This window comes from Clostridium nigeriense (assembly GCF_050585245.1).
Taxonomy (GTDB): Bacteria; Bacillota; Clostridia; order Clostridiales; family Clostridiaceae; genus Clostridium; species Clostridium nigeriense_A.
In genome coordinates this window covers 26,099-38,237 of record NZ_JBNOOF010000014.1, presented here as the reverse complement: position 1 = coordinate 38,237, position 12,139 = coordinate 26,099, and the positions used below count along the sequence as shown (strand labels likewise).

The 12,139-nt window shown below is 30.3% G+C and carries 8 protein-coding genes; all 8 read right to left on the bottom strand.

Annotated features, from left to right (window positions below; all coding sequences use genetic code 11):
- Positions 1-89 precede the first annotated feature (89 nt).
- The 8 genes from ACQPUY_RS16370 to ACQPUY_RS16335 all read right to left on the bottom strand — a co-directional run bounded on the left by ACQPUY_RS16370 (position 90) and on the right by ACQPUY_RS16335 (position 12,095).
- The gene (locus ACQPUY_RS16370; RefSeq protein ID WP_430842900.1) at positions 90-1,556 is read right to left on the bottom strand and encodes a peptidoglycan D,D-transpeptidase FtsI family protein; all 1,467 of its coding nucleotides are present in this window, start codon (positions 1,554-1,556) and stop codon (positions 90-92) included.
- Positions 1,557-1,682: 126 nt separating this feature from the next.
- On the bottom strand, positions 1,683-2,918 hold the full coding sequence (locus ACQPUY_RS16365; protein WP_430842898.1) for an FtsW/RodA/SpoVE family cell cycle protein: 1,236 nt from the start codon (positions 2,916-2,918) through the stop codon (positions 1,683-1,685).
- 10 nt (positions 2,919-2,928) lie between these two features.
- Positions 2,929-3,381: an FHA domain-containing protein gene (locus ACQPUY_RS16360; protein WP_430842896.1), complete on the bottom strand. Its 453-nt coding sequence runs from the start codon at positions 3,379-3,381 to the stop codon at positions 2,929-2,931.
- Positions 3,382-3,453: 72 nt separating this feature from the next.
- Complete coding sequence (uvrA, locus tag ACQPUY_RS16355; RefSeq protein ID WP_430842894.1) at positions 3,454-6,282, bottom strand: excinuclease ABC subunit UvrA; 2,829 nt, start codon at positions 6,280-6,282, stop codon at positions 3,454-3,456.
- A gap of 236 nt (positions 6,283-6,518) precedes the next feature.
- Positions 6,519-7,415: a radical SAM protein gene (locus ACQPUY_RS16350; RefSeq protein WP_430842892.1), complete on the bottom strand. Its 897-nt coding sequence runs from the start codon at positions 7,413-7,415 to the stop codon at positions 6,519-6,521.
- A gap of 44 nt (positions 7,416-7,459) precedes the next feature.
- Complete coding sequence (gene uvrB / locus ACQPUY_RS16345; RefSeq protein ID WP_430842890.1) at positions 7,460-9,433, bottom strand: excinuclease ABC subunit UvrB; 1,974 nt, start codon at positions 9,431-9,433, stop codon at positions 7,460-7,462.
- Between the two features lie 131 nt (positions 9,434-9,564).
- Positions 9,565-10,833: a PDZ domain-containing protein gene (locus tag ACQPUY_RS16340; protein ID WP_430842888.1), complete on the bottom strand. Its 1,269-nt coding sequence runs from the start codon at positions 10,831-10,833 to the stop codon at positions 9,565-9,567.
- Between the two features lie 11 nt (positions 10,834-10,844).
- Positions 10,845-12,095 carry a S41 family peptidase gene (locus ACQPUY_RS16335; protein ID WP_430842886.1) on the bottom strand — a complete coding sequence of 417 codons (1,251 nt, stop codon included), beginning with the start codon at positions 12,093-12,095 and terminating at the stop codon, positions 10,845-10,847.
- Between the last annotated feature and the right edge of the window lie 44 nt (positions 12,096-12,139).

Genomic DNA, 12,139 nt, shown 5'->3' with positions numbered 1-12,139 from the left:
AATATATGAATTAGGATATAAATAGTGAAGCAAGGAAAAAGTGAATTTTTATAGAAAAAGAGGTTGTAAAATACAACCTCTTTAATTATTTACTGACCTAAAATAGCAGTCCTTACAACTTGTGAAGCTATATCAGCTGCTGATCCAGCTCCATTTTCTCCTTCTTCTACTATTACAGCAACTGCAATCTGAGGATCATCTATAGGTGCTACTGATATAAACCATCCGTGTGGCACACCTTCTGAACCATCTTCTAACATATAATCTGCTGTACCTGTTTTTCCTCCTGCATTAGTTCCTTCAAAAGCAGGCCATCTATAAAGATTATTTGAAACTAAATATCCCATATACTCTTTTATTGTATTTGCTATATCCTCAGAAATCACATCTTCCTTAAGAGCCTTATTAGAAAACTCCTTAATTGTATTTCCATCTTTATCAACAATCTTATTAACTAACTTTGGTTGCATTAAAACTCCATCATTAGCAACTGTTGCTGCTACCATAGCCATTTGTATTGGTGTTGATAATACGCTACCTTGACCTATCCCACTTTGTGCTATATTACCTTCTTCATAATCATTTAATGTAGGAAAATTACTTGCTGGTATTAATAATCCAACTCCACTTATTCTAGAATTAAATCCAAATCTTTCTGCTACTTCCTTAAGCTTAGCATTTCCCATATCCATTGCTAATGTTCCAAATACAAAGTTACTAGAAACTCTATATGCCATTTGTAAACTTAAATCTCCATGAACTTGATTCATATAGTTACTTAAACTAGTACCATCTGCAAATGTTATTTTACCAGTATCATGAAAAGTTTCGTTAACTATACTAGGGTCATTTTCCAAGGCTGCTGCTAAGGTTACTGTCTTAAATACAGAACCTGGAGGATATAATCCATCAATAGCTCTATTTAATAATTTACTATCCGTATCAACTCCAGAATTAGCATCTTCAATTACTTGCTCTAAATTACTTGGATCATATGTAGGCTTTGACACCATTGCAAGTATTTCTCCAGTCTTAGGATTTAAAGCTACTACTGCCCCCTTTAAATCTCCCATTGCATCATATGCTGCCTTTTGTATATCATAGTCTAAAGTAGTTACAACCCCATTACCTACTTTTTCTTCATCTCTATTTTCAAAAGCACTTTTTAAATCAAAGTCTTTAAAAAAGTTTCTAATTCCATTAGAAAATCCACTATATGTAGATAATTCACTATCATACTCATCTTCTAACCCTGTTATACCAAATCTCTCATCTATGTATCCTAAAGCATGAACATATAAATCTCCATAAGTATAATTCCTACTTTGATTATATTCATCTATTCTTACACTATTAGTTAGAGCATTTCCATCTCTATCATAAATTGTACCTCTTAAAACTTCATTTCTTTTTGCCCAAAGTCTTTTATTACCTGAATCATTAGCTATATCAGGCCCCTTAAAGACTTGAAAATATGCTATATATGATATTAAGGCTATAAAACAAAAAAGGAATATCACCATAATGTTTCTTACGCTTTTTGATAAATCGTTCATAAACTCCTCCTTGCTTTTTTAAAGCTACATATAAAAGATTATATAAAAGGAGTATTGATTCCGAGTTCAATACTCCCTTAATATTATACAACATTTAATTATAATTAAATATATTTTTTAATACTTTTAATATTCTTCAGAAATTTTTTGTAAAATTCCTAAAGCGAAAAATATAGTTAACATAGAACTACCACCATAACTTATTAGTGGTAAAGTAATTCCTGTAAGAGGTATTACTTTAAAAATCCCACCTACTATAACTAATGTTTGGCAAGCTATCATAGTACTAAAACCTACTGCAGCTAATAAACTGAATCTATCTTTAGTTAAAAAAGCTGTTCTAATACCTCTATAAAATAATAAGAAGTAGATTATCATTAATCCTACTGCAAAGATAGTTCCAAATTCTTCACAGATAATTGCAAAGATATAGTCACTTTCGCTAGCAAAAATTAAATCTGGATATCCATTTCCAAGTCCTACACCAAATAATCCTCCTGTTGATATTGCATACAAACCTTGCACTATTTGATATCCTTCTGCAGTAGCATATTCCCATGGATCTAACCAAATCATAACTCTTCTTTGAATATGTCCAAAAACTCCATAAGCTCCAAGAGCACCAACTACTGATAGACCTAAACAGGTAAACACATATTTCTTCTTTGAAGTCGCAATATATAACATAGTCACAGATATACCAAAGAAAATTAATGTTGATCCTAAGTCTGTTTGAAGTACCATACAAACTAAAGAAAACATTACTACTAGAGCTGGTTCTATAAGTTGTTTAAAGTCTTCTTTAATTACATTTTTACTTTCATAATTCATAAGCGAAGATGATAAATATAAAACTAAAGCTATCTTACCAAATTCAGATGGCTGGAATCCAAAAGGTCCTATATAAACCCAGTTCATAGCTCCATTTATACTTTGCTCTGTTATTAACCCATAAATTAACCCCATAGGCATTAGAATTAAAGTTATTATCATATATATCTTTTTATACTTAGCAAAGCTTTTTAAATCCGGTAACGCTATTACTATAGTCATATATCCAATTATTCCAAGTATAACCCAAACTAATTGCTTATACGCAAAACTCGGATCTATTCTATATAGTACTGCTATTCCCACAATAGCTAATATACTTGAAAAAATAAACATAAATTTATCTCCATCAGGATAAAACCTTCTTAAAATATAATGAGATAAACCTATTATAAAGCATAATACAACTCCGATAATTAATGCTTTGGTATCAAAAGGTTTTTGTAGTAAAGCTAGATTTGTAAATAGAAGTAAGCATAATAAATAGATTAATTTAAGAACTCTTTTTTCTAACTTTAATGCCTTATTCATTTTCTCACCTCTAGTTTTTTTCTGCTCTTATAACCTTAAAGGTAGCACTTCCTATTCTTATTTTGTCATTAGCTCTAATCTTAGCATATCCATTAATTTTTTCATCATTAATAAATACACCATTTGTACTATTTAAATCTTCTATTAATATTTCATTATTTTTTACTACTATTTTAGCGTGGTTTCCAGAAGCATACTGATCTGTTAACTTTATTGTATTTCCTTCTCTTCTTCCTATAGTTATTACACCATTTAACAACAATATGGATCCTTCTTCTAAGTTTGAGTTTTCTCCAACACTTAGTACTTCTATTCCATAATTCTTTTTAGTAGAAGATTGTTTCCTTCTTCCACCACCTTTTACATCCTTGTACATTATTTTTAATGCATAATAGATTATAAAATAAAGTACAATTATAAAAGCCACACCAAAAACAATTGTCATAAGCTTTGAAAAACCCATTTCTTCACCTCAAAATTAGTATTATGTTACCATTATATATTAAAACTTATAGCTAAAAATGACAAGTACTCTTTAATTATTTAACATCTTTTTAAGATATTTCCCTGTATATGACTCTTCAACCTTAATTATTTTTTCTGGAGTTCCTGTTGCAACTATTGTTCCACCCTTATCTCCACCTTCTGGTCCTAAATCTATAATATAGTCTGCACACTTTATCATATCTAAATTATGTTCTATAACTACTACTGTATTACCCGTATCTACAAGTCTTTGAAGTATCTCTACTAATCTACTTACATCATCTATGTGAAGACCTGTAGTTGGTTCATCTAAAATATACAGAGTTTTTCCTGTACTTCTCTTAGAAAGCTCATAAGCTAACTTGATTCTTTGAGCTTCCCCACCTGATAATTGTGTTGATGGTTGACCTAATCTTATATATCCAAGACCTACATCATACAAAGTTTGCATCTTATTTTTAATTCTTGGAAGATTTTCAAAAAACACTAATGCTTCTTCTACAGTCATATTTAATACATCATCTATAGATTTTCCTTTATACTTAACTTCTAAAGTTTCTCTATTATATCTCTTACCTTTACAAACTTCACATGGTACATAGACATCAGATAAAAATTGCATTTCTATCTTAATAATTCCATCTCCTGTACACGCTTCACATCTTCCACCCTTAACATTAAAACTAAATCTTCCTGGTTTATATCCTCTCATCTTAGCTTCAGGTGTATTAGAAAATAATTCTCTTATTATATCAAACACTCCTGTATACGTAGCTGGATTTGATCTCGGAGTTCTTCCTATTGGACTTTGATCTATATCAATAATCTTATCAATATTTTCATAGCCTAAAATTTCTTTATGAGCACCTACTGGATTTTTACTCCTATTAACAAGTCTATTTAATCCCTTATATAAAATTTCATTTACTAAAGTACTTTTTCCAGAACCAGATACTCCTGTAACCATAGTAAGAGTTCCTAAAGGAATTTTTACATTAACATTTTTTAAGTTATTTTCCTTAGCTCCTTTAACTGCTATGAAATTACCATTTCCTTTTCTTCTTTCTTTAGGAATATCTATTTTCTTCTCTCCTAATAAGTATTGCCCTGTTATAGATTTTTTACACTTTTTAATATCTTCCACAGTACCAGCGGCTACTATTTCACCGCCATGTTCCCCAGCTCTTGGTCCTATATCTACGATATAATCTGCTTCCTTCATAGTATCTTCATCATGTTCAACTACTATTACAGTATTTCCTACATCTCTTAAATGTTTAAGTGTATTTATTAACCTATCATTATCTCTTTGGTGAAGTCCTATACTAGGTTCATCTAATATATATAATACTCCCATAAGAGCTGATCCAATTTGAGTAGCAAGTCTTATTCTTTGAGACTCTCCACCTGATAGAGTTCCAGAATTTCTAGATAGATTTAAATAATCTAAACCTACATCTATTAAGAAATTAAGTCTATTTTTTATTTCCTTTATTATTTGATCACTTATTATTGTGTCCTTCTCTGAAAATTCTAATGAATTTATATAATCAAGCTCCTCCTTTATAGAAAGCTTAGTAAACTCATATATATTCTTATCTCCTACTAAAACAGCTAATGCCTCTTTTTTAAGCCTTGCTCCATTACATTTAGGACAAGGATTATCACTCATATACTGCTCTATTTCACTCTTTATGATATCCGAATTAGTTTCTCTATATCTTCTTTTTAAAGAATTTATTTCTCCATCATAAGCATAATTATATTGTGAAGTTACTCCTTCTTTTGTATAAGTTACCTTCATTTTCTTTCCATTAGTTCCATAAAGAATTAAATCTAATTCTTTTCTACTAAGCTCTTTAACTGGTCTACTTAAATCCACATCATATTCTTCGCTTAAGGCTTTTAAAATAGCAAATGTCCAAGAATCTTCCTTTAATCTACCTTCTCCCCAAGTAGCTATAGCACCTTCTAAAATACTTAAATCTTTATTTGGTATAACTAGATTTTCATCAATTTCCATTAAAGTTCCTAAGCCATCACAGTAATCACACTTACCAAAAGGAGAGTTAAATGAAAATAATCTAGGTGCAAGTTCATCAATACTCATTCCACATTCAGGACATGCAAACTTTTCGCTAAATAATATATCTTCTCTATCTATAATATTTATGACTACCAGACCTTCAGCAAGCTTTAATGCTGTTTCAATTGAATCTGTTAATCTTCCTTCTATACCTTCCTTAATTATTATTCTGTCTACAACTGCCTCAATATTATGCTTTATATTCTTTTCTAAAGATACTTCTTCTTCTGATAATTCATAAATAGAACCATCTATTCTCGCTCTAACAAATCCACTTCTCTTTATGTTATCAAGTATCTTCTCATGAGTTCCTTTTTTTCCTCTTATAACTGGAGCTAAAACTTGAATTTTAGTTCTATCCCCAAGAGCCATAACACTATCCACAATTTGATCAACAGATTGTTGCTCTATTGGAATTTTACACTTTGGACAATAAGGTTTTCCAACCCTCGCATATAGTAATCTTAAATAATCATATATTTCTGTAATTGTTCCTACTGTAGAACGTGGATTTTTGCTTGTTGTCTTTTGATCTATTGATATAGCTGGCGATAATCCTTCAATATATTCTACATCAGGTTTATCCATCTGCCCTAAAAACTGTCTTGCATAGGATGAAAGAGATTCAACATATCTTCTTTGCCCTTCTGCATATAAAGTGTCAAAAGCTAATGAAGATTTTCCTGATCCTGATAAACCTGTAAATACTACTAACTTATCTCTTGGTATTTCTAAAGATACATTCTTTAAATTATGTACTTTAGCACCTTTTATTATAATTTTATCCTTCATATTTAATGACCTTTCTCCTTATATTAACATTCCGCTTCGAACAAGCGTTCTTTATTCTATTCTAATTTTTATTATAAACCTTGTCAATTATATATTAAAGTATTTGCAAAAAAAGAGTGTAATAAACACAAATTTGATTTATTGCACCCCTTAATAATTTCAATCATTAATTTCAAATTTAAAGCCACTAATTTTATATTTTACAATGGACTCTATTTTTAATTATTCACTTGTATCTATACTCCCTCAAAATTAAATAATGGAATAAAACTTTCCTTATCTGTCCCCTCTTCTTGAATAAACCCATTTTGTACTCCTAAATTTAAAGCATAGTCAATAAGTGATTCATAGTGTTTTTGATTTAAAGGTCTATTTAATTCTGGATAGTCCTTTACATGCTCTAATGGTGTATATTGATTCATAATGCTAATATAAACCTTATTTCCATATGTATCATATATATAATCTATTATCTTTTTGGAATCAAATAATAATCCAGGTAACATGAGATGTCTTATTATTACTCCCTTTTGTATTATTCCATTTTCATCAAACTTAACCTCTTCAACTTGATTTACCATTTCATTAATGGCATCCTTCGCATAAGAAAAATAATCTTTTGCCTTAGAATATTTACTGGAATATTTAGTATCAAAATACTTCATATCAGGTAAATATACGTCTATATATCCTCTTAAAAGCTTAATTGTTTCTACCTTTTCATATCCACTACTATTGTATACAATAGGTAGCCTTAATCCATTCTCTTTTGCTATTTTTATAGCTTCAATAATTTGAGGAACATAATGTGTGGGCGTAACTAAATTTATATTTAATGCACCCTTATCTTGAAGCTCAATAAATACTTCTGCTAATCTCTCAATTGTTATTTCTTTTCCCCATGAACATTGACTTATATTATAATTTTGACAAAAAACACACTTTAATGTGCAGTAAGAAAAGAATACTGTTCCAGAACCTATATCACCAGATATACAAGGTTCTTCCCAATAATGAAGGGCAGCTCTTGCCACCCTTATTTTTTCTCCTGCCCCACAAAATCCTCTTTTTTCACCTAATCTATTTGCCCCACAATTTCTTGGGCATAGTTTGCAACTTTCTAATAACTCCATTTATTAATCACTCCAGATATTTTAAAAGATTTTGTAAATATATATTATTTTTTACTCTTTAAATCGTTAATTATATCACGTAATTCTGCCGCTCTTTCGAATTGTAAGTTCTTAGCCGCCTCCATCATTTCTTCAGTGTACTTCTTAATTAACTTCTTCTTATCCTTTTCTGAAACCGCTTTAGTGTTTTCAGCCTTGTATTCTACTTTCTCTTCTGCAACTTTAGTTGCTTCAATTACATCTCTTACATCCTTAATAATAGTTTGTGGTGTAATTCCATTATCTTCGTTGTACTTAATTTGTATTTTTCTTCTTCTCTCAGTTTCTTTTATAGCTTTATCCATAGACTTAGTAATAGTATCTGCATACATTATTACCCTACTTTCAGAGTTTCTAGCTGCTCTACCTATTGTTTGTATTAGTGATGTTTCTGAGCGTAAGAAACCTTCCTTATCAGCATCTAAAATTGCAACTAATGCTACTTCTGGAATATCAAGTCCTTCTCTAAGCAAGTTAATACCTACAAGTACATCAAACTCTCCAAGTCTTAAATCTCTTATAATTTTCATTCTTTCTATAGTGTCTATATCTGAATGCATATAAGTAGTTTTTATTCCTAAATCCTTTAGATACTTAGTTAAATCTTCAGCCATTCTCTTAGTTAATGTAGTAATAAGAGTTCTAAATCCTCTTTCTGTATTTTTCTTAATTTCTGCATATAAGTCATCTATTTGACCTTTCACAGGTCTTATTTCTATAACTGGATCTAATAATCCTGTTGGTCTGATAACTTGTTCAGCTATATTTATTGAGTTATCTAGTTCATATTGAGATGGTGTTGCACTGACAAAAACTACTTGATTTATCTTCTTCTCAAACTCAGCAAACTTTAATGGTCTATTATCATAAGCACATGGCAATCTAAATCCATACTCTACTAAAGTATCTTTTCTAGACCTATCACCAGCATACATAGCTCTACATTGTGGTAATGTAACATGACTTTCATCTATAAACATTAAAAAATCATCTGGGAAGTAATCTAGTAAAGTTTGAGGTGGTGTTCCTGGTGCTCTACCATCTAGAATTCTTGAATAGTTTTCTATTCCACTACAATATCCCATTTCTCTGATCATCTCTATATCAAAGTTAGTTCTTTGTCTTAATCTTTGAGCTTCTAATAATTTTTCTTGACTGTTAAGCTCCTTAAGCCTATCTTCAAGTTCATCTTCAATTTTACCTATAGCTTTTTCTAATACTTCTTGAGATGTAGCAAAGTGAGATGCTGGTGAAATAGATACATGATTTCTCTCACCTAATATATTTCCTGTTAGAACATCAAATTCTCTTATTCTCTCTATTTCATCTCCAAAGAACTCTACTCTAATTCCCTTATTCGAAGATGAGGCTGGAATAATATCTAAAGAATCCCCTCTAACTCTAAAACTTCCTCTTGCAAAATCTATATCATTTCTCTCATATTGAATTTCTATAAGTTTTCTTATTATATCATCTCTATCCCTTACCATTCCTGGTCTTAGTGATATAGTAAGCTTTTTATATTCTTCTGGATTACCTAAGCCATAAATACATGAAACTGATGCAACTATAATAACATCTCTTCTTTCCAATAATGCAGATGTAGCTGAGTGTCTTAATTTATCTATTTCATCATTTATTGATGCATCTTTTTCTATAAAAGTATCTGTTTGTGGTACATAAGCCTCTGGTTGATAGTAATCATAATAAGATACAAAATATTCCACTATATTATTAGGGAAAAACTCCTTAAACTCTGAGCATAATTGAGCTGCTAGCGTCTTATTATGAGCTAATATTAAAGTTGGCTTTTGAACTCTCTCAATAATATTTGCCATAGTATAAGTTTTTCCTGAACCAGTTACACCTAATAGTGTTTGTGCTCTATCCCCATTATTTATTGAGTTAACTAAGCTATCTATTGCTTGAGGTTGATCTCCAGTTGGTTTAAACTTTGATTCTATTTTAAACTCAGGCATATTTTCACTGTTACTTTACATTTATTAAAAGTAACGTCTCCTTTCCTTATATACTTCATTTTTCCCTTTTCTAATAAATAAATTATACATTTAAATATCTCTTATTACAATTTTAAAAAAATAAAAGAAAGCTATCGCTTTCTTTTCATTTCTTCTAATACTTTCTTAAAATCATCATTATCGACACTTAAAGTGCTATCCGCCTTTACCATTCTAGGTACTAATAGCATTCCAACTCTTTTATTCTTTGGTATTATATTCAAATCGACTATTTCCCCGGAAATTTTTTTAATTCTAAAGGAAATTTCGCCAAAATTTTCTCTTATCGTCCTGAAAATTTCCACTTCAGATGTAACTTTGTTTCTATTTACCTCTAATATTTTATCTCCTCGTCTTACTCCCGATTCAAAGGCTGGTGAATTAGGTGCCACTTCTAATACGGCTACCCCATTATCATCAGTCACGTATAAATATTTTCCTGATTTCTCAATCTTATTTTGTATTTTAAGCATAAGTTCATATCCCAATGCTGCAAATGCTACTACAATAATTTGTCCAACTATTCCGAAACTAGCTACTTGAGCTATTAATGTCAATACAACTCCATATATTAATATTCCAATTCCTGAATAAATAGGTTTTTTATTTTTTTCTTTTGTAAAAGAAACTGAATTATATCCTATAACTCCATATAAAGGTATTGAAGCAATTATAGCAGAGCTTAAAAGCAATAATGCTCCTGGTCTATTAATTATTGGCCACCAATCTGGTGTTGCTACTGCTGATGTAGTCACAGATGAAATATCACTAGTAATTGCAATAAATAAAGCTACAGGTAGTGCCCAATATCTATTATAAGCAAATCCTCCAATTATTTTATTATCTTTATTAGTGAAAACAGGTATAGCTCCTCTTCTTCCATCAAACATAATTAGAATACCTTCTACTATATGTATCAGTCCAACAAAAGACATAAGTACCAATATATTTACATTTATGTATGATTCAGTTTTAGTCAACTCTGCTAATATATTTGAAAATATACTAATAGCACCTAATATTGCTCCAGAATATGCAAAGCCCATATATCGCTTTTTAATAAAAAGCAACGTAATTGATATCATAAACATGATTTCTATACCAGAATTTTCATTAAAAATTATTCCAAAGCCACTTAACATTATACTAACTATAGCACCTGCGATAATCCCTAATGCAATTTGTGATAATGTAAGTTCTAAAGGGGAGTTAATACTCTCCCCAATAGTCATTTTCTGCATTATAGATATTCTTCTATTTTTTATATAAAACATTATTCCTAAAGCTACTAACATAAACAGATGCATCGGATCAACTATGGCATAAGCCACAGTTCTTAAAGTATATAACATTAACTCCATCAATGATCCTCCTAAATTTTTTCTTTAATCACTTCTAATGCCTTGTTAAATTGAGGATCTATACTCCTATCATACTCTTGTTGTGATATTTCATCAGGTATTTCAACTTCTATATCTGGTTTAATTCCAATTTTGTGTATATTTTCTCCATTTGGAGTATAGTATTTTGAAGTTGTAACCTTTAATCCACCACTTCCATCACCGAATTCTATTAATTGTTGAACAACCCCCTTACCAAAGCTAGTTGTTCCTACTATAGTTCCTGCTTCATAATCTCTTAAAGCTCCAGTAACAACTTCTGAAGCTGACGCACTTCCACCATCAATTAATACTACTAATGGCATTCCTTCTGCTTCTCCACCTACAGATTTAGACTCTTGCTTATTACCATATTTATCTATAGTGTATGTTACAATTTCTCCCTTTGGTATGAATTGTGATGCTACTTTTACTGCTTCAGTTAAGTATCCACCAGGATTTCCCCTTAAATCTAAAATCATTCCCTTCATACCTTGGTTCTTTAATTCAACTATTTTTTCTTTAAAATTTTCAGCAACATCTTCATCAAAAGAAGACATTTGTATATATCCTATGTTTCCATCTATTAGTTCTCCCTTAACAGAAACAACCTTAACAACATCTCTAATTATAGTTATATCTTGATATTCAGCCCCTTCTCTTGAAACAGTTAACGTTACTGGTTCTCCTTGTTCTCCTTTTATCATAGATATAGCTTTTTCTACATTAGGTTCAGTAATCTCCGTTCCATCAACTTTCAAAATTACATCTCCTGCTTTTAATCCTGCTTTTTCTGCTGGAGAACCTTCTAGTGGAGCTACTACTGTAACTTTATCATCTTTAATTCCTAACTGAGCACCAATTCCAACAAAATGTCCTTCACTTTGTTCTACAAATGATGTATATTCATCAGAATTCATAAATACTGTATAAGGATCATTTAAAGATTGAGTCATTCCTTTAATTGCTGCCTCTAATAAATCATTATCATCTATTTCTCCATCATACTTTGTTAGTAATGCATCTCTCACTTGAAATAGAAGTTCATACTTCTTAACATCCTTAACATCGCTAACATCCTTAGCTACATCTTCACTAACACTTTTTAAAGTAACACCATTAAATGCAAGAGCATTTCCCATATAGAAAAATGTAAAATTTGAAAGTAAGAAAATTAATACTATTCCTACTATAATTAAGGGCTTTTTATATATCTTACCCTTTGGGTTTTTATTCTCCTCCATACTCTAATACTTCCTTTCATAAAACTCTGTAGATTTACGTTAAA